Source organism: Clostridium sp. KLE 1755 (assembly GCF_000466465.2).
GTDB classification, from domain to species: domain Bacteria; phylum Bacillota; class Clostridia; order Lachnospirales; family Lachnospiraceae; genus Eisenbergiella; species Eisenbergiella porci.
Genome location: NZ_KE992733.1, coordinates 12,243 through 34,341 on the forward strand (window position 1 = coordinate 12,243; position 22,099 = coordinate 34,341).

The window sequence follows — 22,099 nt, forward strand, 5'->3', positions numbered from 1 at the left end:
AAGAGAATGTACAGTCTATTGGTTGTGGATGATGAAAAGGATGTGGCTAAAAGCATTGCATATGATATTAACTGGGAGGAACTGGATATCACGGAGGTTCAGTGTGTCTATAATGGATTAGAGGCATTGGAGTATATGAATAAGAGAAGGGTGGATGTGGTGCTGACAGATATCCGCATGCCCGGAATGGACGGAATCCGCCTGGCGGAAAAAATAGCGGACAGATGGAAATATGTAAAAATGATTTTCATGACAGGATATGAGGAATTTGAATATGCCAGGCAGGCATTGCGGTATGGTGTAACAGAATATCTGTTGAAGCCGGCTGCAAATGAGGAGCTTTTCGATGCGGTAAAAAAAGGATTGGATAAACTGCGGGCAGAGCTGAAACAGGCGGCGGAGAAGGAGTCTGTACAGGCTCAATGGGAAAGAGCCAGACCATTGCTGAAGGAAAAGCTGCTGCAGCAGTGGGTAATCAAAGGGAGAGAGTTAAATGGAGAAGAAGGAGAATTGCTTTGGGGGAAGGAGCAGCTCGGAAAGTTTGCCTCTCTTTTGTTATTACGTATAGACTCATGGGATACGATTTACAAAAAGCAGGAATTAAAGTACAGGGTAGTGGTAAGGAAGCTTATCAGTGAAATATTATTGAAGAACAGGGCTTATCCTCTTTTTGAAAACGCTGACGGGGATCTGCTTGCGGTTATTATGGAAGAGGATCAGGATCAGGCGTTTGCCGCCATACAGGATGCAACGAATATGTGGGAGCTGTTTCTTTATTCAGCCCGGACTACGGCAGGCTGTAATCTGTCCCTGTTTTATATATGGGAATGTGAAAAAACAGAAAAAGTACATGAACTTTATTGGCTATTGAAAAGACATGCAGACCAGCATCTGTCCATGGAAGAGGGAGAACTGGAAGAAATCAGGCCGGATATATCAAATCAGTCATTTCAATCCATTGGAATTTTAGAGGAATATCCGGGATATGAGATGTATGTTGATGCGCTTGACAGGAAGGGAGCCTTGCAGAAAATAGAAGAGCTTTTTGCAGAACCGGAAAATGGAGGAAAAGATAGCCGGTTCCTGCTGGTCTATTACCATATCGCACAGACGATTCTTAGGGCATCCGGAATCAGGGGGATTTCGATCGGGCAGTGGAGCGGTGATTTATCAGAAGGCTTTTACAATTATGCCGGTTTCCATTCCATTGAGCAGTTAAAAGCCTGGTGCCGTCAGGTAACTGAAAAATACATTGAATGGTGTGTTAATGAAAACGACAGGGAATGTGGTTATCTGGTGAATCAGGCAAAGAAAATTATCCTTGAAAGGATTGATAAGAATATTTCGGTTGCGGCCCTGGCGGAGGAGCTGTATGTTAACGCCAGCCATCTGACGAGAGTCTTCAGGAAAGAGACGGGAAGATCAGTCATTCAATATATCCAGTATTGCAAAATAGAGCGTGCCAGGGAGCTGTTGCGGCAGCCGGGCATTAAGATATACCAGGTGGCACAGATGCTGGGATATGAGAGTCCGGCACATTTTAACCGTATTTTTCAAAGGCAGACAGGAATGACTGCAAAGGATTATCAGAAATCATAATGTTTTTTAGCAGGCATCTTTTCATGATGCCTGTTTTAATATAGAAATCCATGCAAGAAAATTAGACTTTCGCTGTCCGGCGGCTTTTTCAGTCAGAAATGAGTCGTTAATGCAAGAAATGGATATTTTTTTGAAATGGTCCGGTACGTATAATAAGAATATGCATAGAAGGGAATTCCCAGGAGAAAAGCAATAATGTATCAGGGAGTAACAGGAGGGATGGATAATGAAAAAACAAATAAGTGTTTTATTGAGCGCAGTGCTGGCCTGTTCCGTTTTCTTATCAGGATGTGGCAGTAATGCAGCAGGTGAAACCTCACAGAATGAAAGTGCACAAAAAGAAAGTGTGCAGGAGGAAGCCGTTGCTGTAACGGGAGATTCTCCATATTGGAAAAAATATGAACCGGTCATCCAGATGACACAGAATTTCAGTGAAGACAGCCTGCAGGTGGAACAGATTCCGGATGGTATGAGCTTTGATGAAAACTTCTGGACAGACTGGTGTAAGGAAACCTACGGCATTGAATGGAAAGCGGAGTGGATTTCCACAACGCCTGCCGATAATGAACAGAAGATGAATCTGGCAATGGTAAGCGGAGAACTGCCGGATGTCATCGTAACAAAGGCTTCACAGATGAAGGGGCTGTATGAAGCAGGCAAGCTTCAGCCGTTGGATGAGCTGCTGGATACATACGGTTCTCCCCTGGTGAAGTATGTGATAGGTCAGGTTGAAGACTCCATGAATGGTGATGCGTGGGCGAATTTTTCTGAGAATGGTGTACAGTATGCACTCCCGCCGCTTCAGGATGTCTGGGCAACTGTTTGGAACAATAACTGGATCCGTCAGGATTTGCTTGATGAACTGGGACTGGATATACCTGAAACAGTGGAAGATATGGAAAAGGTGATGGAAGCGTTTAAAAAGGTGGATCCGGAGGGCATCGGGCTCGTACTCAGCGCGGGAAATGCGACTTCTGTCTCCGGTATGAGTCCAATCACGGATGCTTATGGAGCGTATCCGTATCACTGGCTTGTAGGAGAAAATGATGAACTGGTTTATGGCAGCGTACAGCCGGAAATGAAGGAAGCTCTGCGAAAGCTTAACGAATGGTATCAAAAGGGATGGATTGATACGGAATTTGTGGTAAAAGATTTGGAAAAAGCAAATGAAGCTGTGGTGCAGGGACACGCAATCAACTACTATGGCCCATGGAGCGCTGTATGGATGCCGTTCCCGGATATGCTGGTGAATATTCCGGAAGCAAAAATGGTTGCCTACAGGCCGTTAAAGGGTACCAATGAAAGTGGAAAGGTGGTCGTAAACGGCGCGTTTAATACAGAGACAAAATGCTACGCAATCAATGCTGAATGTAAATATCCGGAGGCGGTGATTTATCTCTTTAATGTGTTCATGGATAAATACTATCGAAATAACGATGCCATGCGAAAGCTGATGAAGGAAGAATATCAGTATGACATGATGTTTGAGCCTTATGAAATCCTGCAGCCTAACAATCTGGATACTGCGTTTAACACCTCACAGTATACGTATGACTATCCGGAAGATATCGGAGGCGGTGTCCTGAACGGATATGGAGTGAGTTACGGTCTTAAGATGAACCAGGGTCCCACAGAACTGCTGGATCAGTATTATAAGATGAGTGAGGTTGAGGAAGGCGTAAGAGATGCTTCAGAGCTTACGGAACTGGATATTACGGAAAAGGATAAATATACATATCCGGTTGACAGATATGACAGTCTTTTAAGTTCTGTCAGGCTGTACAAGGAAATGAATGCTGATGGATGTGTGACTTTTGATGCCTATGCAGGTTCACTGACAAAGGCGATGCAGGAGAAAAAAGCATATCTTGATAAGCTGGAGCTGGAAACCTTCACGAATATTATTATGGGACAGGCGCCCATTGATGAATTTGATGTGTTTGTGGAGAACTGGAAAAAATCAGGCGGTGATGATATCAGCAAAGAAGTCAATGAGTGGTATCAATCCGTAAAATAGAGAATGGGTGGCTGTCATGGCAGATACAAAGTTAGTAATCAGGAAAAAAATAAAATGGAATCTGAAAGCAAACTGGATGCTGTATTTGATGCTGGCTCCGGCCGTCATTGCTACAATCCTCTTCATGTATGTACCTATATACGGGGTTGTGATTGCATTCCAGGACTATAATCCGGCATTCGGATTTACAGGATCTCCCTGGGTAGGATTCAAGTGGTTCAGATTTGTATTTCAGATGCCTGATTTTAAGGATATTATGCGCAATACGGTGGTGATAGCTGTTGGCAAAATGTTCTTTAACCAGTTGGTGCCATTGGTGTTTGCCCTCATGCTGAATGAGGTCCGGAACAAATATGTCAAGAAAAGCGTACAGACGCTGGTTTATATGCCTCATTTTTTTTCATGGGTTATTGTAGGCGGTATTTTCATCGACTTGTTGTCAAGCTCCGGTATTGTCAATCAGTTTCTGGGATTGTTCGGAATCGCGTCTAAATTTTTTCTCGGGAGCAATGATTACTTTCAGGGAACGATGATCATCACAGAGGTATGGAAGGAATTCGGCTGGAATTCCATTCTGTACCTGGCAGCAATCAGCGGTGTGAATCCGGAGTTATATGAGGCGGCCTGTCTGGATGGGGCGGGAAGATTCCGAAGAATCTGGAATGTGACCTTGCCTTGTATTAAAGGAACCATAATCCTGCTGGTAGTTTTAAACCTGTCCAACATATTGAATGCAGGCTTTGACCAGATTTTTAATCTTTATAATCCGGCAGTCTACAGGACAGGGGATATCATTGATACTTTTGTATACAGAATGGGCCTGGAGCAGGCACAGTTCAGCCTGTCAACAGCGGTAGGATTGTTCAAATCTGTAATCGGTCTGGTATTGATCGTTATTTCCAGATGGGTCGCTTACAAGACGCTGGATTACAGAATCTTCTAACGGATTGTAAATAGTGTATGGATAGAAAGGCTGGCATAAAAATGAACAATGTAAATCGTGGGATAAAAAACAGAATCATAGATGCGGTTATTTATATTATTCTGCTGTTGCTGGCACTTAGCTGCCTTGTACCGGTATATCATATTTTTGTCCTGTCCCTCAGCGATAAATCTGCGATTGCGGCGAATAAGGTAACTTTTTGGCCGGTGGGATTTCAGACCTATGCTTATGAAAGAATTTTTCATGACAGCAGAACGCTCAGAGCGCTGTTAGTGTCAATCGGCAGGACCTTTACAGGGACGCTGCTCAATATGATTATACTGGTACTGGCTGCGTATCCGTTATCGTTGGAGAAGAACGAATTGAAAGGGCGGGATTTTATCATGTGGTTTTTATATATTCCGGCTTTTTTCAGTGGAGGATTGATACCAACGTATCTGCAGATGAAAAATCTCCATTTGTTGAATAATCCGTTGGTTCTGGTGATTAACGGCGGTTTGTTTACGGTAGGTAACTGCATTATTTTACTGAATTTTTTCCGGAATCTTCCCAAAGGGCTTTCGGAATCGGCAAAAATTGACGGCGCAACACATTTTGATATCTTATTTAAAATTTATCTGCCTGTTTCCATGGCGTCCGTTGCAACACTTATTTTGTTCAATATGGTTGGGCTTTGGAATGAATGGTTTACAGGAATGATTTATTTAAAGGATATGGACTGGCATCCGCTGCAGACATTTCTGCAGCAAAAGCTCAACAATCCCATCGATCCAACAAAGATGACGAGGGAGGAGCTGGAGTTGGCATCAAAATTATCGGACCGTACACTGATGGCTGCACAAATTTTTGTGTCCACGGTGCCGATTATGGTGGTATATCCATTTGTGCAGAAATATTTTATGACAGGAATCGTATTGGGTTCCGTGAAAGAATAACGGAGGTTTGGCAAATGAACGAGACAAGAATTGATATTACACATATTCCATTCAGCAGATATGGGGCATATGTATCTGTTTCCAGAGATGAGGGGAAAAAAGAGCTTATCATTCACAATGTGAAGAGACGATTTGAGGAAGGCCCCATGTTTTCCCTGACCTTTGGAAAAGACGAACTGCAGGATTTTGTATGTATGGCAAGCCCTGAAAAAATCCGGGTGGAAAATGAAAACGGACATGCGCAAATCTATATCAGAGATGACCAGACTGTGGGAATTGAGAGTTTTGGCCTGGATTTACAGGTAAGTCTGCTTCGGAGCAACGGATACGGTGTGGAAGAAAGCGACAGAACGTTCCGGATGATTTCCGTGGAGCAGAGAACCTATACAACTTTTGCTGTAGAACAGGGGGCCGCTTATCTGGAAGGGCCATTTGAAGCGTACAGCACCTGTGAAAATTTGAAAAATAAGAAAAAACAGTTACACGTAAGCTGTGAAAACGGACATATCCTGATGGCGCTGACCCTGTCTTTTGTAGAGCCTAAACCGGTTATACTGCCGATTTGTCCAAAAGAAGAAATGGAAGCGGTCAAAGCAGAGTGGGACAAATTCCTCGGTTATCTGTCTGAAAATGAGGAGGCGGATGAGGAAACAGGAGAATTTGCAAGAATTACCTGGTACAATCTCTGGTCCAGCTTTGTGCACGCGGAAGATGTATATCAGCATGATACCATGCTGATGTCCAAGAAGTATATGAGCTCTGTTTGGAGCTGGGATCACTGCTTCAATGCATTGGCTATGGCTAAAATCAGCAAGCAGAAAGCAATGGAGCAGTTTGAGGCACCGTTTGTCCTGCAATCGGAGCATGGGGTGCTGCCGGATATGTGGAATCCCCATAGCGAGATTGTATGGGGCGTGACCAAGCCGCCTATCCATGGATGGTGTTTCTCCAGACTGATGGATCAGTATGATTTTGAAGCAGCGGAATTAAGAAAAGTTTTTGGTTATCTGAAGAAACTGACCGGCTGGTGGATGGAATACAGCGATACGGATCATGACGGTATACCGGAGTATCCGCAGGGCTGTGACAGCGGCTGGGATAATGCAACACTGTTTGACTGCGGCTTCTTTGTCGAGACACCCGATCTGCCTGCATTTCTAATTCTGCAGATGCAGACGCTGTCAAGAATTGCAAAAGAGCTGGAGAAAAAGGAAGATACCAGCTGCTGCTGGACGAAAGAGGCAGAGCATTGGGAGAAAGAAGCCAACGAGTTGCTGGAAAGATTTTACGAACATAGCTGGAATGGAGAACGCTTTGTAGCGAAAATGAGCGGAGCACATACATGTGACGGAAATTCCACCTGTCTTCTGGCGCTGATGCCGCTGGTTCTCGGAGAGCTTCTGGATAAGGAAAAAAGAGAGAAGCTGAAAACAATTCTGGAAAAGGATTTCCTTACGGCAAACGGGCTGGCAACAGAAATGCCGTCCAGCAAAGAGTATGAATCGGATGGATATTGGAGAGGCCCTATCTGGGCGCCGACGACTTATCTGCTGATTGACGGCCTGCGCAGAGGAGGATATGCTTCCCTGGCAGAGCAGATTGCGGCAAAATACTGTCATATGTCCTGCAAAATTGCAAAAGGAAATTACGAGAATTTCGATGCGCTGACCGGGGAAGGCCTGAGAGCACCCGGCTATACTTGGGCAGCCAGTGTTTACATGCTGCTTCACTGGGAGTATGGAAAATAACAGAGTTCGTTGATCGTGGGGGCGCAGGCAGCCGATCCTGCGCCCTGAAAAACCGGATGGATGCAGAGGAACGTGAAGGTTGGGGGTCCCTTCCAAACTGCTGATAGGTGCAGTATCGCAGGAGGTATAAGGATGTATCAAATTGAAAATGACGATTTAAAGGTAATACTGTCCGATACGGGTGGTCTTGTGCGGATTTATAATAAGCTGACCGGACAGGAGAATCTTTTTTCTGACTGTGGATTCAGCTTAGTGTCTGACTTGGCAAAGAAAAATCTGGCCGGGAAGGACATGGATTTTGCAGTCAGAGAAATCAGCGGGACGGAAGTGGTCTTACAGGCTGAGTGTCAGGAGATACAGATTATCTTACATAACAGTCTTCTGGAGAATGAATTGAATTGTTACATGGAAATAAAAAATACAGGAGCGCCGGTTGCACTGGATTATCTGGATTTGATAAAGGGCTGTTATGAAGGTGATGTATATCTGTGCAGCAGCAGTACGGAAATCGGGCATGGGGATGCGGGGAATACCGATTTGAATATACAGGCGCAGATGGAGGCCTATCCCTTTTTTGCGGAAGGCAGCCTGTTTTTCGGAATTGACTGGCCGGTTGCACAGCATACCCTAAACGAAGGGAAAAACTTTGTATGCCGCCAGTATATCGGGGATAAACTGGAAACCGGAGGTACATGGAGGTCAAGGACGTTTACGGCAGGAATTTCCCGGAAAGGGGAGGCAGCCCGGGCATTTATGGAACATCTCCGGAGATTGCGGGGGCGGGAGACAAGACGGGCGAGTTTTTATTTCGACTGGCTGACCCACGCCTCGGAGGGAACCAATGCCGGGGAGATGAACCGGAATCTGGATTTCATGGAGTGGCTGCAAAATGAGTATGGCGTACATTTTGACATCTATGCAGTAGATGATGGTGCGGTGGAAAGCCGATGGGGAAGAACTTTTGACAAATATCGTCTGGTACATGAGGAATTGTTCCCTGACGGATTGCGTGTCTGTGCAGAACGGTGCCGTAAGTTAGGGATGGATTTTGGCGTATGGATTGGCCCGGACGGGTTTGGCGATGAATTTGAATACACGGAGGGCAGAATCGGGGATATTACCAATATGGTACGGGAGTGGAAGCTGCATCTGTTTAAGATTGATGCCTGTGTATCGGTGCCTCTGACGGATGACCCTTATCATAATGAGAAATACATGCAGCGCTTTGAACGTTTGATGCAGGAATGCCGTGAAATCAATCCAAGGCTGATTGTTATCAATCATCGGATTACGAATTCCCCCTATATTCTGGGAATTTTGGATTCTACCCTCTGGCAGGGAGCGGAAAGCTATCCGGACGTATTTTTATATAACGAGCACAAGGCCAGACTCTTTACCAGGTATGCAAGCTTTGAGCGGAAGTGCCCGTCTTACTTTGGCGAATACAGCGCGCTTCTGGAGGATCATGGAATCTGTATGAACGGAATCAGCCATGGATGGCAGTCCGAATTTGTGGTACAGGCCTTTGGAAGAGCCCTGATGCTTTCGCCGGAGGTATATGGCTGTCTCTTTATGCTTCCGGATGAGGATTTTAAGGATTTGGGTTATTTATCACGGCTGGCTGAGGAGAAAAAGGAACTGTTATCACATACGGAATATCTGGAAGAATTTCATTGTTACCTGCATAAAGGGGAACAACAGGCGCTGTTGTGTATGGTAAATGATGACTGGAATGTTTCTGAGGTTACGATGGAGCTTAAGGAACTATTGCCTGATTTTAAAGGCTGCAGCGCACGCATTTTATATCCGGTTAAAGGAGAAGCATTGAATTCTGCCGGAGACAGGCTGTGTCTTTCCATGTCTCCCTTCAGTGTCGCTTTGATTGAAGTGAATACGGAGGAAGAAAGCCGGGAACAGGATATCCGTATTTCCACACTGAAGGCCGGAATGATGAGAGCTTCCTCCGTTTATTTGGGAAACGCAGAAGCCAGGAGGCCGGAGGAGTCGGATATCCGGAATGCAGAATTTACAAAATTCCAGGTTTCCAGTGATGCATCTGAGGCACAGGCTCTTTTGCAGCTGCCGCCATCGAAGCAGAAAGCTGTTGCAGCATGCAGGGAAGCGTTTTTGAAGAAAATCAAGAGGGAGTGCGGCGGCGTTGCGGAAAATGCATGGGATGGAGATCCGCTGACACAATGGAATGATTATGCGGATGCCGTCAGAAAGGACAGTGTGTGGCGGCTGGATTTAGGAGCGGTCTATCCGGTGAAAAAGGTGGTTATACAACTATCGGATAAGGGATACGGCCCTACCAGATATACCGGGAATATTATGGATTATGAGGATATGGTATACTGTGAATACAGCAGGGACTGCAGGGAATTCCGAAAGGAAAAAATGAAGGTTTTCTACAAGAGAGTTCCCATGTATTGCGATTCTCAGCTGGACAGGGTTGCCATTGAATTCAGGGAAACGGCGGACATCCGGTATCTGCGTATGAAGCTGGATATGCTGTGTGTGGAGAACATAAAGGTATACGAACAGACAGCTCTGGGAGTCCGGGAAGTGAGTGCTGAAGGATGGAAGGGAAATAACCTGCTGACAAACAGGCTTCCCAAAGCTGTGTATACGCTGGAGTATGAGCCGGGTATTGAGTTGGAGAACAGATATGTGGCAGTTACGGCTAAACCGGAGAGCCCTGTCAGAATCGCATTGAATCAGGAGTCTGCGGTTGTCTGGGCAGAAAAAGAAGACGGTTCTGTCATTCCTTTTACCAATGCAAGCCCGCTGTACCCGGCTTATCACTGGGAATGCGGAACGGATTTGCCGGGGACAGGCGGCTGGACATTTTATCACAAAGCAGATAAAGATTTGGGCGGCAATAAGATAAAACTGAAACTGGCCTGGTACGGAATTGAGGAGCCGGAGGATCTGAGGATAAAGGTGGATGGATATTCGGTAATTAACGCAGTTTAAAGGCGTTTGACAAGAGATTTTGTGAAGGAAAGAATCAATGAGGAGAAGAAAAAATGGGGTTATCATGCAGAATTGAAAATGACGGCAGCCTTACGGTATACAATGAAAGTACCTGTCTTATCAAAAATATGTATCCCGGTATTGACGGACATCCCGTCCATGCATTACAGATTATCAGAGAGGATAAGCGTGTGGTATGGGTGACAGCGCATGGAAATATCGCGTGCAGGCTGCCGGAAGCTGATGAGAATTGCTTTGCACTGGAATATGCGCTGGAAAATTATGAGGTTCCAGTCCATACCATTCATTTTTTCCTGCTGGCGGATATTCAGGCGGAAGGCTTCTACCAGGCAGCGGAAGGAATGGGAAAGGACACTGGTTATTACGGGAAAGAAGAAATTCTGAAAAAAGGGACTCTGTTAAGCTATGGCTTATGTTCTCTGCAGTATGGAAAAGATTTCCTTACGATTTACACTACTTCCCAGAACCATTATGAGACAATCTGTGAATTGAATGCCGGTGAGAAAAACCGGTACACGGACGGAGATGATCTCAGAAACATGGAGGAAGTGGAGCAATTGTCTTTCCATGTAAGAATGGAAAATACGAACAGAGGGCAGGAGGTTTTTGAAAAAGTAAAGTTTATTTTGACAGATTCCCTGGAAGACGGCCTGAATAAGGCAGCGGAAGAGATTGGCCGGAATATGTCCGCGAGACTGTTCATGCCTCCTGCGTATCACTGGTGCTCTTGGTATTATTGCTACCAGAATTTTGACATGGCTCAGTTGAGAGAATATGTAAAGGGCTTTGCCGGGCAGGGAAGCGGTGAGAAAATCAGGTATTTTCAGATGGATGTAGGCTATTGCCCGTCCATGGGGGATTGGCTGGAACCCAGTGAACGGTTTCCGGAGGGGCTGGAAGCGGCATTCCGGGAGATTCGTGAGGCCGGATATACACCGGGCGTCTGGGTGGGCGCTTTTATGGTAGGAAACCGAAGCAGGCTGTATCGGGAGCATCCGGACTGGATATTACACGATTTGGAAGGAAAGCCTTTGGTTTTGTGGGTTATGGATAATGAACCCAAGGTCTGGGGCTATCAGGATGAAGAATACTATTGCCTGGATACCTCCCATCCGGATGCCATGGCCTATATGAAAAAGGTCTTTACAACCTTCCGGGGATGGGGTGTAGAGCTGTTTAAGACAGACTTTATGCTCTGGGGGCTTCAGGACAGCAGCCGGGTGAAGCGTTATGTACCGGGTAAAACCTCTGTGGAATATTTCAGGGAATTTTTACAGGTGATTCGGGAAGCGATCGGGGAAGAAAGCTATTGGCTTGGCTGTATCGCGCCTTATTTACCGTTCGTCGGCTATGCGGATGGTATGAGAATCGGCGGGGATGTCGGTTCCAGATGGGATGGCGGGTTCTGTCCTCAGAATATGATGCGCTGTCTGGTTGGCAGCAATTATATGAACCATAATTATTTCCAGACAGACCCGGATGCGGTGATGCTTCGGGATTTCCAGATTCGACTGACAGAACGTGATATTCACAGCTTGGCATTGCTGGCCGCTTTATCGGGAGGCTGTATTTATACCTCAGACCCGCTTCATCGGATAGCGCCCGACAGAGAGAAGCTTTTTGAATTTATTCAGCCCGATAAACGGAGAAAGCCCACGTTGCCGTTTCTTTCCGAAGTTCGGCCGGAGATTGTGATGGTACATAAAGAGGAAAAAAAGGCACTTGTGTTTGTCATGAACAAAGCGGAAACGGATTTCCGCGCTGCCTATACGCTGGAAAGTCTCGGAATCCCTTCCGGTTGGAATGTATTTCGCTTTAAAACAGGGGAAAAAGAGGAATTATGGAAAGATCAGCTGGTAGTGGATATTCCTCCTCATGGCTGCCGTCTGTATCTTGTTGCAGAGGACGAAAATGTTGTTCCGGATTATGAGAAGCTGTGGAACAATCTTTGATAATTGCGTTCTCTTAGAATATCACATCGGTGGAAAGGACTTCTTTTTGTTTTTTGCTTTGACAGTGGAATGAAAACAAAATTGAAGTCCTTTCCCTCGGTCTGTCAAAAGCAGAAAAGGAATAAAAATATGATTCGGACGGTTATTTTTGATATTGGGAATGTACTTGCAGGATTTGCCTGGCATGAGTACTATGAAAAGCTGGGCTTTGATGCGGCGATGGCGGACCGGCTGGGCCGTGCCACTGTTTTAAGCGGTGACTGGAACGAATATGACCGTGGCTGTATGAGCGATGAAGCTATAGTTTCTCTTTTTGTGGAAAATGATCCTGAAATTGAAGCTGAAATCAGACAGGCAGTAAGCAGTATCACTGGTATAATGACACATTACGGTTATGCTGTTGACTGGGTGAAGGAACTGAAAAGAAAAGGCTATAGGGTACTGGTACTGTCTAATATATCCCGGAAAATATTGCAGGAATGCTGGCTTGCATTGGATTTCCTCCCTTATATGGATGGCGGGATCCTGTCTTTTCAGGATAAACTGCTCAAGCCTATGCCGGAGATTTACCATTTGATTTTAGATCGTTATCATCTGAAGGCGGAAGAATGCGTCTTTTTAGATGATATGCAGATGAATGTGGAGGCTGCCAAACGGCTTGGAATCCATGGCATTTGCTTTGAAAATCAGGCACAGGCGATGGAAGAATTAAAGAAAATGGGTGTGGAATAAAAAGTATAGTAAAAACTGTAGATAAAAGAATATTTTTTAAGGGCATGGTGAAAGCCACGCCCTTTTGCTTGTATTATAGATTCTGGGTGAAGAGCTGCTTAACCAGCCCTTCACCCAGAAATGGCAGCTTATAATCTTGATAACTATTCTAAAAAAAATATTTCAAGTTGGGACATTCTCCGCTAAGCTAAACGCATTTCAGCAGAAAATCACTGCCAATTGCGTTATTCTGATCGCAGCCGCTCAGTCAATGTCTTTTTCTCAATCGTTTTGCAAATGGAATAGCTGATTGCCATTTGAAGCCCAATCATCAATATACCAAACAGCAAAACAGGGAACACAGAAAAATGGAACGAAATAAACTTAAAAGAAAGAATGTCGCGGCCCAGATAAGAAAGCCCATAACCACAAACGACACCTAAAATGACAGACACTAAAAGGGATTTCAGACTTATGCCAAGTCCCTCTTGATAAAGCATCGACCGCAGCTGTTTTCCGCTCATTCCTACAGCCTGCAGCAGTGCAAACTCCTGCTTTCTCACGATCATGCTGGTAATCAGCATATTTACCATATTAAGGATACCAAATAGGAATAGGAATAAACAAACACCGTAAACACTGCCCATAATTGCATTCATCCAGTTTTCGATCATTGAAAAATCGTCCAGATACACTTTCAGAGTGAGATTTGTATTCCTGTTGACCAATTCCTGCAGGCTGTTTTGCACTGCCCGCTCATTATCGTGCGCACAGAAAACTGAAATATGTGTTGTCCAATTATAAGAAGATACTTCATGAATAGTATCAGGAGATACATAAAACAGCCCAACATCCTGAAAATAGGCAATTCCTTTTACGGAAAATTCTTTTTCGGTTACGCCATCCCCGGTATTGATCTCAAAGGTAATTTTATCACCTACACTAAAGTCCATTGGGACATTGCTTCTATCAATCCGAAACTGGTTTAATATGACGCCATCTGTTCCCAAAGTTGTATAATCCACATTACCATCTACAATTTCTCCCACATTTTCAATGAGTTCAGGCGATATAGAATTTATTACTTCCCGCATGGGTTCTCCATCGCTGTCTGTGAGTATGGGAGCTTTTACCCGGACGATGATACTTTCATCCTTTATTACTTTTTCAACGCCGACAATATTAGTCACTTCCCGTAAAAGATCGTCCGTAAAAGGATTATCCTTTGCTATTTGCGGCAGACGTTCATAAAAATTATCTAGTGATACGCCAATCATGAAGTTTTCATTCAGCGGATAGGTTTGCAGCATCATAGTTTTTAAGTTTATGGAACCAATGAACAGCGCCATAGCAATAATTAGTGTCCCGCTTATGGAAAGTGAGATTATGGACATCCTGTTTTTCTTTTTATTTACCCTCAGACTATTTTCAGCAAGGCTTTTTGGCGTAATTTTGTTTAAGGTTTTATGGCATTTCTGGTCTCTGGCTTCAACATATTTCATAGCTTCAATCGGAGAAATCTTTGCTAAGATTTTTGTGGGTTTTTGTAGAGAAAGACTGATAACACATTTTATTAAAAGGCCCGAAGCAAACGCAATTACCATGTCTTCCAGAATCCATGTACCTGACGAAAGCAACATTCCGAAAAATAATGCAAGCAGCATCCCGACAGGAATACACCGTATTGCCAAAATGTTTCCCTGAACGCGCAAGAAAGCTTTTAATTGCGTTCCAGTTGTCCCTAACGATTTTAGCTGTGCGAAAGTATGGATAGAGTCTGTAACGGAAATATAGAAAATGCTGTATATAGCAAAACTGCTTGCAAACATAAGCAGCAGGGCAAAGGAGGCAAACAGAAAAATCTGCGTCGGCTCAAATTTTACACCCTCGATATAATCATAATTCAGGATAACATTGTAATCGCTTACTCCGGCAGAGGTTCCAATTGCCTTGAGTAACTCCAGTGTTTCCTCTGCCGTCATGCTGGAGGATGATGTATCCAAACATACAACCACGTCAAGCGTATCCGGACGTTGGTCTGTAAAACGGGAAGTTTCCACATCGGCATTTTCCTGAATCACGGAAAGCCGGTAAGCATCTGAAAACAAAAAATCGTATTGCTTTGCTTTTTCCTGTTCCGCGTTTTCTATCAAGCCACAGATATTGAAATCCCGTGTCACTGGGCGGTGGGTCAAACTATCAATATAGGAGAGCGTTATCATATCGCCAATTTGATGGGATTGTCCGCTGATCTTCAAGTATTGTTTAGATACTAAAACTTCGTTTTCCTTTTGGGGAAACGTCCCGCCAAGAATATGGCATCCAGTCGCATCCATAACCATTTTATCCATATAAGCATAATTGGCCCGTCCGCTTTCTGTCGTGCTGCTGCCAAAATACTTATAAAAACCCACTTTGTCAAATTGAGGTTCTGTTTCCAAGATTGCAATGGTTTCAGGGGAGACGGCTTGATACATGGCATGGTAAGCAGAACTATTTGCCCGATCAAGGGCATCGTTCAGAAAGACAATAAATACAACTGCCATCAGGAAAGTTGACAGGATAATAATGATACTTAAAAGCACAGTTTTCATTTTGTGGCTTTTCAAGTCTGCCTTTGCTATTTTCTTTACAAAAAAGTTGGTATCATTTTCAAAAGGCCATGTCATTCCGGTTATCTCCTTTCGACGGCGATCCTGCCGTCTTCAATCCGCACAATACGGTCGGCAAGCTGGGCGATTTCGGTGTTATGGGTGATCATGACGATGGTCTGGCGAAACTCCCCGCTGGTGCGCTTCAAAAGTCCCAGAACGTCGGCGCTGGTTTTACTGTCCAGGTTTCCGGTCGGTTCATCGGCAAGGATAATCGCCGGTTTGGTAATCAGGGCGCGGGCAATCGCCACACGCTGCTGTTGGCCGCCGGAGAGGGTGTTCGGCATATTTTTCAGCTTATCCCCCAAGGCCAGCATACGCACCACGCCGTCCATAAAGTTCTGATCTACTGTGTCGCCATCCAGCTCCACGGGCAGGACGATGTTTTCATACACATTCAAGATCGGCACCAAATTGTAGTTCTGAAAGATAAAGCCGATATTGCGGCGGCGGAAGATCGTCAGTTCTTTATCGTTCTTCTTTGCCAGTTCGTCGCCCCGGACGATTACGCTACCGGAGGTAGGCGTATCAAGTCCGCCCATCATGTGAAGCAGCGTGGATTTGCCGCTGCCGGAGGTTCCCACCACGGCCACAAATTCGCCCTGCTCCACGGAAAAGTTTACACCGTCCAGAGCGCGGGTAATGTTGGGTTTAACGCCATAATACTTTTTAAGGTCAATCGTCTGTAAAATACGCATATCAGAAATGCTCCTTTCAAGGCTTCCGCCTGTTGATGAAGCCAGTGTAAACCACAAATGTCTCAGAAATGTCCGAGGCGGCAAAAAATGACTGAAAAGGCGGCGGCCAGCCGATGGAGGGCAGGCTGCCGCTTGCATTACCGGCTGGGAAGAAAAACAGAGAAGGCAGAGCCTTTGCCGACTTCGGACACCACCTTGATATAGCCGCCCTGCCGGGTAATGATCTCACGGGCCAGAAACAGGCCGATACCTACGCCCGACTCTCCGTGTACTTCTTCCTCCCGGTAAAATCGCCGGAAAATGGCGGCCTGATTGGACTCGGAAATTCCTTTGCCGTTGTCGCTTACATCTATCTTTACATACATTTCCCACTGTTCCACGGTCACGCGGATTTTTCCCCCGTCAGGCGTGTACTTTACCGCGTTGTCCAGAAGATTGAACAAGGCTTCGCTTGTCCATTTGCTGTCATGGTACAGGCGTAAATCCTGCGGGCAGTCCACGGTGACGGCAATGCCTTTTTTCTCCGCAGCATAGACAATCCCGCTCATGGCCTGTGCCAGGGTATCAAATAGCAAACCATCTTTCTTTGTCAGCAGAATTGCCCCGGTTTCCAGGCGGGAGGTTTTTACAAGCGCCTGAAAGAGAAAATCCAGCTTATCCGTCTGGCTGCGGATTCCCTGCAAAAATTCCGTCCGTTCCTGTTCGGTGACCGGCTTTGTTAAAAGCGTGTCCGTTACCATTTTCAGATTGCTGACCGGCGTTTTTACCTGATGGGAAATGTCCGATACAAGGCTTTGAAGCTCCTTGCGTTCCTCGTCCACCCTACAGCGGTTTTCCTGCATAATCTCATAGAGCCGGGTCAGGCGGTGGCTGATCCGGGCAAAGAGTGTTTCGCTGTCACTGGCCCTTTGCGGTTCGGCGCTGCCGTTGATCATGTTATCCAATGTCCGGCATAATTCGGAAGTAAAGAGGGACAGCCGCTTTCCAAAGAACAGCACCAGCAGGAATAGCCAAAACAGGGCGCAGATCATCAGCGCAGCGCCCATAAGAAAAAACAGTTTATTTCCAGTCAGGGCATAAAACGTGATGGTAATTGCCAACATGGAGAGCAGCGCCCCGGCCCCAATCAGCAGGCACAGCCTTTTGACAGAGAGGCGATTTAGCTTCATTTCTTTTCGCCTCCCATCCATTGATAGCCCATCCCGTAAACGGTCTTGATATAGTTTTCTCCGTCTGCCTCAATCTTGCTGCGAATACGGCTTATAGACGTGGTAAGGGTATGTTCATCCACATATTTTTCATCCACGTCCCACAGCTTTTCCAAAAGCTGCTGGCGGGTCAACACCTGCTTCGGATTTTTGCAGAACAGGTTCAGCATCTTAAATTCCATAGCGGAGAGGGGGAGGGGCTTGCCGTTCAAGCTGGCGGTTTGCTCCGAAAAATCCAGAAACAGCCGCCCGTCGTCGTAAATGTCCTTTGCCGGTTTATGGTGTTCCAACATGGCGAACATGGCACTGATTTTCCGCTGTAAGGCCCCGATGGAAAAGGGCTTTGTGATGTAGTCCACCGCTCCGGCTTCATAGCCCCGTATCTGGTCGCACTCCTGATCATTTGCGGTCAGGAAAATTACCACCGTGTCAGGGTATTTCGGTTTGAGCAGGCGGCACAGGTCGTAACCGCTGCCATCGGGCAGGTTAATATCCAGCAGCACTAAATCAAACACTTCTGCCTTCAGAGCAGAGGCGGCTGTCCTTGCGTTCGCAGCGGAAGTAATCCCGTAGCCGTCAGACGCCAGATTGTAGGCCAACGTTTTATTCAAAAGGTTATCGTCCTCGACAATCAAAATCTGTTTCATATCATTATTCCTCGCTTTAGGGTTTTGAAATTATTATAACAGGTGAATGTCCGTAAAATGTTACAGCAGGCAATTTGTTTTTATTATATTGCGGTACGAAATGCAACGCAAGGATTATATACGAATTATAAACCGTAATTGAACTGCATATTCTATCATTTCCTGTATACGCTATGAATTATGGAATGTAGATGGGGATGTGATATGGCGAAAGCAAAAGACTATCCCGGCTTTGAAAAGCTCGGTACAGATCAATTATCTGCCCGGTGTTACTCCAAAACATCTGCGGAACACCTGCGTATAATAGCATTGTCCATTAAAACAGCACCTGGCAGCGCCTGATGGTAGTCCTGATTGATACAACCGCCGCTCTGACGAGGGACGGGACTGCGGCAGCATAAAAGAAATTGTATTGAAAGGATGTTTTCAGGCAGTTGAGGGCAGGCTAAAAGATATGGTAAAGTCTGTCACTCAGGTCCTTTTCGTTGTATAATAAGTTTGTCGTAGAGGACTGCTTCCCTCTGGATATCATGAAGGAATGGCAGGAAAATGAGGAACCCGGAAGCTTGTTTATACAGGAACAGGAGCGGATATATATGAAAAAGGAATTGGAGTATTTTTATATAGAAAATTCATTTGGCGGGAATCAGGACTGGTTTCGGGATTATTGGATGCATATGGGCGGATGTGCTGCCGCCGCGGCTTGTGACAGTTGTATTTCAATGGAAAAAGCAGGCGTGAAGAAGAAGCTGTATCCGTTTGATATTAAAAATCTCAATAAGAGTGATTATCTGGATTTTTCCATGTTGATGAAGCCATATCTGCGGCCAAGATTGAAAGGAATCGATCGGCTGGATATCTATGTGGATGGAATGGGGAGGTATCTTCGGGATATTGGCAACACGGATTTGCAGTTGGGTGCTTACTCAGATTCCAATCCGGTACAGGAAGCGATGCAGGTGGTAAAGAATCAGATTGACAGTAAGTTCCCGATTCCGTATCTGCTGCTTCGGCATAAGAATAATAAATTCAAGGATTTGCTGTGGCACTGGTTCATGCTGACGGGATATGAAGAGTTCGAGGGGGAGCTTTATGTAAAAGAAACAACCTATGGAGGTTACCGGTATTTGTCTTTTCAGGAATTGTGGAACAGTGGATACCGGGAAAACGGCGGTATGATATTGTATTCATAGATTAAATAATCGTTACTTTGTTCCGAACGAAAGGAGAAGCCAGGGAAATAAACGGGTGGTGGCGCTGGTGACAGCTATATTGACAGCGCCGGTAACAAGTGGTACAACGTAGTCAGATAAGAAAGAGAAATACATCTCCATGGAATAACCATATAATATGATTAAACGGCGAGGGGCAGAGGATCTGACTCCTCGCTTTGTTTTGAGGGTGTCCTATATATGAGGGAAGAAGGTGATATTAAAAAATTATTATAAAGTATCAGGTGTTGCCGGGAATGCAGGTTGAAACAGAAACGGAAAGGGGATAAATGGAATCATATGGAAGAAAAACAGGTATATGGAATGAAATCTACTCAGAATATCAGGCAGTGGATTTGAGGAATACGGACCTGACAGTGGAACCGGGCTTTGATAACTGTCTGCGGGAATTCGGCGAAAAAACCAGTTATGTACTGGATTTTGGATGTGGAACAGGAGATATTATTTTTCAATATATCCAGAATTTTCCGGGGAAAAAAGGCGTTGGAATCGATGAGGCGGAACGGGGGATTGAATTTGCAAGGAAGACGGCAAATATGAGCGGATACCGGGGACTGCATTTTTTTACGGGAAACAGCAGTCTGCTGGCCGGCTTTGGGGCCGGTGAATTTGACGGAGTCATATTGTCAAACGTTCTGGACGTGATGCCAAAGAAGGCGGACGAGAGCGTCTTGCGGAACCTGGATCGTGTTCTTGCCCCCGGAGGGTACTGGTTCATTAAACTGAATCCCTTTTATTCCCCCAAGGACTTAAAAAGGTTTGATTATCAGAAAATGGGGGATCATCTGTATGAGGAAGACGGGGTTCTCCGGCTTCATCAGGAAACAACGGAACACTGGAAAAGGATACTGGCCTCTTATGGCCGCGTGGAACGCTATATGGAGTTCAGGTATCCGTGGCAGGAGGGACTGAACCGTCTGTTCCTGTTGAAAAAAACGGCTCCCAAAAAATAATGGGCGGCCGACATTGCACGGATGGATGGTATGGGAAGCTGCCCGGAGAGTATAGGGACAATGCATTGCGGATAAGAAAACGGTCCGCGGCGCTTTGTCCGCGGACCGTTTTGGTTATGGCCTGAGTCTTTGCCGGACAGAGACTGTTTCCAATAAGATCATATACTGCCGCCTATTCCTGCAAAGAATCCTTCCATTCCTTTGCCTGCCGTGTCATTTCCGAATAAACCTCATCGGCTCCGGCGGCCTTCAGCTTTTCCTGTGTTGCCTTTATGTCCTTTTGGGGATCATCTGTAAAGCCAAGGTAGAGCAGTTTGATATTGGTGTTATAAATATCATTCATAGCTGCAACCTGATTTTTCACACTTTCATTGTTAAAGGTAAATGCTGCGAATTCCCCTGCCTGCGCTGTTTTTATCCACTTGTCATATAATTTGTCATAATTGGGGATTCCGCCTTCCACTGATTTCCAGTATTTATCATTTCGGATGCCCCAGTTGCCGTTGGTGTCGTAGGGATATTTCCCCTGAAATCGAAAATCTGTACATTATAAAAATAGTGCTCCAGCCAATCATTGAAAATGCGGCGATCCATGGAATTTATGAACGGGAGGACGGAACGGGGACCATTACGGTACATGGATACCGGAAAGGGGAAGACGTATATATAGAGGTGGCCGATGATGGAATCGGAATGCCACAGGAAAAAGCCGATGCGGTATTTTCTTCTCCACCGGGTGAAATCGCACGGGAGCCGGGCGGATATGGTGTTAAAAATATTATTGACCGTTTAAAGATAGCCTATGGATACGAATATGGATTATCCTGCAAAAGCGTCCCGGGCGCCGGGACGGTGGTCACAATCCATATTCCGGCAGTCATTGAAATTTCCAACGAATAAAAGGAGCACATTTATGGAAAAAATATATTGTTTTACGCTTGATGATAACATCCGTTTTATGGAAAATGCCTGCCGGCGGAAGGAACCGTCTTTATTACAGAGCCCTTATCTGGCGATGCTCTTCCGTCAGCATAAAGAATTTGGCTGCAAGTTTCAGCTCAATATGTTCTACAGCTATTATCCCGGAAGTTTTTCACTGGCTGATGTTCCCGATATTTATAAAAAGGAATTAAAAGAAAATTCGGGATGGCTTAAATTTTCTTTTCATGCGCGCCATAATGATCCCCCATATCCTTATGAAGATGATGTAGCGCTTTTGGAGCGCGATTTTGAAGATGTCATGTCACAGCTTTACCGAATCGCAGGACCGGACGCTGTGGCCCGCACCACTACCATACATTATGCGGCAGCGTCCCCGGAGGGCTGTTCCATGCTTGGAAATCACGGTATCAGAGGCCTGATTGGCATGTTTTATGAAAAAACGGGAAGGGAAGCCCTTCATTATCATCTTTCGCCGGATGAGGCGGAAAAACTTCGCAGGGGAGAATTCGTATATGATGCACAGACGGGCCTGACCTTCGCGCACAACGATATCATTCTGAACCAGCATGGGTTCGGCGAGACGGAAGCTATTATTGAAAACATAATTCAGAATGTGGAACGGGGGCAGCATACGCCGTTTATCCAGTTGATGACCCATGAGCAGTATTTTTATGAAGATTATGCTGCCTGGCAGCCGGACTTTGAGGAGAAGCTTCATTCCGCCCTGTGCATTCTCCACCAAAACGGATACCGGCCGGTTTTCCTGGAGGATGTTATAGGAGGGAAACAGAAGGAGGGAATACGGAAAAACAGTAATTAATTTTCCCTCCCCATTTTGGGAAAATCTTGAGAATTACCGTTTATAC

The 22,099-nt window shown here is 45.4% G+C and carries 18 protein-coding genes; 13 read left to right on the top strand and 5 right to left on the bottom strand.

Going from position 1 to position 22,099, the window contains the following annotated elements; all coding sequences use genetic code 11:
* The first annotated feature begins 6 nt into the window (after positions 1–6).
* The 8 genes from HMPREF1548_RS17560 (at position 7) to HMPREF1548_RS17595 (ending at position 12,923) form a co-directional block, all read left to right on the top strand.
* Positions 7–1,599: a response regulator transcription factor gene (locus HMPREF1548_RS17560; protein ID WP_021637739.1), complete on the top strand. Its 1,593-nt coding sequence runs from the start codon at positions 7–9 to the stop codon at positions 1,597–1,599.
* 226 nt (positions 1,600–1,825) lie between these two features.
* Complete coding sequence (locus HMPREF1548_RS17565) at positions 1,826–3,616, top strand: extracellular solute-binding protein (RefSeq protein WP_021637740.1); 1,791 nt, start codon at positions 1,826–1,828, stop codon at positions 3,614–3,616.
* A gap of 16 nt (positions 3,617–3,632) precedes the next feature.
* A complete protein-coding gene (locus HMPREF1548_RS17570; protein ID WP_021637741.1) occupies positions 3,633–4,559 on the top strand; it encodes an ABC transporter permease in 927 nt (308 codons plus the stop codon).
* A 41-nt stretch (positions 4,560–4,600) separates the two neighbouring features.
* A complete protein-coding gene (locus HMPREF1548_RS17575; RefSeq protein ID WP_035322721.1) occupies positions 4,601–5,494 on the top strand; it encodes a carbohydrate ABC transporter permease in 894 nt (297 codons plus the stop codon).
* A 14-nt stretch (positions 5,495–5,508) separates the two neighbouring features.
* Entirely contained in the window at positions 5,509–7,242 is a 1,734-nt protein-coding gene (locus tag HMPREF1548_RS17580) for an amylo-alpha-1,6-glucosidase (RefSeq protein WP_021637743.1), read from the top strand.
* A gap of 132 nt (positions 7,243–7,374) precedes the next feature.
* Positions 7,375–10,218, top strand: a complete 2,844-nt coding sequence (locus HMPREF1548_RS17585; protein ID WP_035322723.1) for a hypothetical protein — start codon at positions 7,375–7,377, stop codon at positions 10,216–10,218.
* 53 nt (positions 10,219–10,271) lie between these two features.
* Positions 10,272–12,191 carry a glycoside hydrolase family 36 protein gene (locus HMPREF1548_RS17590; protein WP_021637745.1) on the top strand — a complete coding sequence of 640 codons (1,920 nt, stop codon included), beginning with the start codon at positions 10,272–10,274 and terminating at the stop codon, positions 12,189–12,191.
* A 129-nt stretch (positions 12,192–12,320) separates the two neighbouring features.
* Positions 12,321–12,923 carry an HAD family hydrolase gene (locus HMPREF1548_RS17595; RefSeq protein WP_035322734.1) on the top strand — a complete coding sequence of 201 codons (603 nt, stop codon included), beginning with the start codon at positions 12,321–12,323 and terminating at the stop codon, positions 12,921–12,923.
* A gap of 224 nt (positions 12,924–13,147) precedes the next feature.
* Here HMPREF1548_RS17595 and HMPREF1548_RS17600 read toward each other — a convergent pair whose 3' ends face one another.
* The 4 genes from HMPREF1548_RS17600 to HMPREF1548_RS17615 all read right to left on the bottom strand — a co-directional run bounded on the left by HMPREF1548_RS17600 (position 13,148) and on the right by HMPREF1548_RS17615 (position 18,106).
* A complete protein-coding gene (locus HMPREF1548_RS17600; RefSeq protein WP_021637747.1) occupies positions 13,148–15,571 on the bottom strand; it encodes an ABC transporter permease in 2,424 nt (807 codons plus the stop codon).
* A gap of 5 nt (positions 15,572–15,576) precedes the next feature.
* Positions 15,577–16,251 carry an ABC transporter ATP-binding protein gene (locus HMPREF1548_RS17605; RefSeq protein ID WP_021637748.1) on the bottom strand — a complete coding sequence of 225 codons (675 nt, stop codon included), beginning with the start codon at positions 16,249–16,251 and terminating at the stop codon, positions 15,577–15,579.
* Positions 16,252–16,388: 137 nt separating this feature from the next.
* Complete coding sequence (locus tag HMPREF1548_RS17610; protein WP_021637749.1) at positions 16,389–17,420, bottom strand: sensor histidine kinase; 1,032 nt, start codon at positions 17,418–17,420, stop codon at positions 16,389–16,391.
* Positions 17,417–18,106: a response regulator transcription factor gene (locus HMPREF1548_RS17615; protein WP_021637750.1), complete on the bottom strand. Its 690-nt coding sequence runs from the start codon at positions 18,104–18,106 to the stop codon at positions 17,417–17,419. The genes HMPREF1548_RS17610 and HMPREF1548_RS17615 overlap by 4 nt, the downstream gene beginning before the upstream one ends.
* 204 nt (positions 18,107–18,310) lie before the next feature.
* On the opposite strand from HMPREF1548_RS17615, the gene HMPREF1548_RS29585 reads away from it, so the two are divergent.
* The 3 genes from HMPREF1548_RS29585 to HMPREF1548_RS17625 all read left to right on the top strand — a co-directional run bounded on the left by HMPREF1548_RS29585 (position 18,311) and on the right by HMPREF1548_RS17625 (position 20,291).
* Positions 18,311–18,448, top strand: a complete 138-nt coding sequence (locus HMPREF1548_RS29585; protein ID WP_021637751.1) for a hypothetical protein — start codon at positions 18,311–18,313, stop codon at positions 18,446–18,448.
* A 254-nt stretch (positions 18,449–18,702) separates the two neighbouring features.
* Entirely contained in the window at positions 18,703–19,299 is a 597-nt protein-coding gene (locus HMPREF1548_RS17620) for a hypothetical protein (protein WP_035322736.1), read from the top strand.
* A gap of 308 nt (positions 19,300–19,607) precedes the next feature.
* Positions 19,608–20,291, top strand: a complete 684-nt coding sequence (locus tag HMPREF1548_RS17625; RefSeq protein ID WP_021637754.1) for a class I SAM-dependent methyltransferase — start codon at positions 19,608–19,610, stop codon at positions 20,289–20,291.
* A 172-nt stretch (positions 20,292–20,463) separates the two neighbouring features.
* On the opposite strand, the gene HMPREF1548_RS29095 is transcribed toward HMPREF1548_RS17625, so the two are convergent.
* Complete coding sequence (locus tag HMPREF1548_RS29095; RefSeq protein ID WP_021637756.1) at positions 20,464–20,754, bottom strand: DUF3502 domain-containing protein; 291 nt, start codon at positions 20,752–20,754, stop codon at positions 20,464–20,466.
* A gap of 95 nt (positions 20,755–20,849) precedes the next feature.
* Between HMPREF1548_RS29095 and HMPREF1548_RS17635 the strand changes: the two genes are divergently transcribed.
* Together HMPREF1548_RS17635 and HMPREF1548_RS17640 are read left to right on the top strand one after the other, a co-directional pair.
* Positions 20,850–21,191 (top strand): sensor histidine kinase, encoded by a 342-nt coding sequence (locus HMPREF1548_RS17635; protein WP_021637757.1) that lies wholly within the window; start codon positions 20,850–20,852, stop codon positions 21,189–21,191.
* 13 nt (positions 21,192–21,204) lie between these two features.
* Complete coding sequence (locus tag HMPREF1548_RS17640; RefSeq protein WP_021637758.1) at positions 21,205–22,053, top strand: hypothetical protein; 849 nt, start codon at positions 21,205–21,207, stop codon at positions 22,051–22,053.
* Positions 22,054–22,099 lie beyond the last annotated feature (46 nt).

Coding starts and splice junctions, on each gene's coding strand:
- HMPREF1548_RS17560 (WP_021637739.1), top strand. CDS start 7: ATGTACAGTCTATTGGTTGTGGATGATGAAAAGGATGTGGCTAAAAGC.
- HMPREF1548_RS17565 (WP_021637740.1), top strand. CDS start 1,826: ATGAAAAAACAAATAAGTGTTTTATTGAGCGCAGTGCTGGCCTGTTCC.
- HMPREF1548_RS17570 (WP_021637741.1), top strand. CDS start 3,633: ATGGCAGATACAAAGTTAGTAATCAGGAAAAAAATAAAATGGAATCTG.
- HMPREF1548_RS17575 (WP_035322721.1), top strand. CDS start 4,601: ATGAACAATGTAAATCGTGGGATAAAAAACAGAATCATAGATGCGGTT.
- HMPREF1548_RS17580 (WP_021637743.1), top strand. CDS start 5,509: ATGAACGAGACAAGAATTGATATTACACATATTCCATTCAGCAGATAT.
- HMPREF1548_RS17585 (WP_035322723.1), top strand. CDS start 7,375: ATGTATCAAATTGAAAATGACGATTTAAAGGTAATACTGTCCGATACG.
- HMPREF1548_RS17590 (WP_021637745.1), top strand. CDS start 10,272: ATGGGGTTATCATGCAGAATTGAAAATGACGGCAGCCTTACGGTATAC.
- HMPREF1548_RS17595 (WP_035322734.1), top strand. CDS start 12,321: ATGATTCGGACGGTTATTTTTGATATTGGGAATGTACTTGCAGGATTT.
- HMPREF1548_RS17600 (WP_021637747.1), bottom strand. CDS start 15,571: ATGACATGGCCTTTTGAAAATGATACCAACTTTTTTGTAAAGAAAATA.
- HMPREF1548_RS17605 (WP_021637748.1), bottom strand. CDS start 16,251: ATGCGTATTTTACAGACGATTGACCTTAAAAAGTATTATGGCGTTAAA.
- HMPREF1548_RS17610 (WP_021637749.1), bottom strand. CDS start 17,420: ATGAAGCTAAATCGCCTCTCTGTCAAAAGGCTGTGCCTGCTGATTGGG.
- HMPREF1548_RS17615 (WP_021637750.1), bottom strand. CDS start 18,106: ATGAAACAGATTTTGATTGTCGAGGACGATAACCTTTTGAATAAAACG.
- HMPREF1548_RS29585 (WP_021637751.1), top strand. CDS start 18,311: ATGGCGAAAGCAAAAGACTATCCCGGCTTTGAAAAGCTCGGTACAGAT.
- HMPREF1548_RS17620 (WP_035322736.1), top strand. CDS start 18,703: ATGAAAAAGGAATTGGAGTATTTTTATATAGAAAATTCATTTGGCGGG.
- HMPREF1548_RS17625 (WP_021637754.1), top strand. CDS start 19,608: ATGGAATCATATGGAAGAAAAACAGGTATATGGAATGAAATCTACTCA.
- HMPREF1548_RS17640 (WP_021637758.1), top strand. CDS start 21,205: ATGGAAAAAATATATTGTTTTACGCTTGATGATAACATCCGTTTTATG.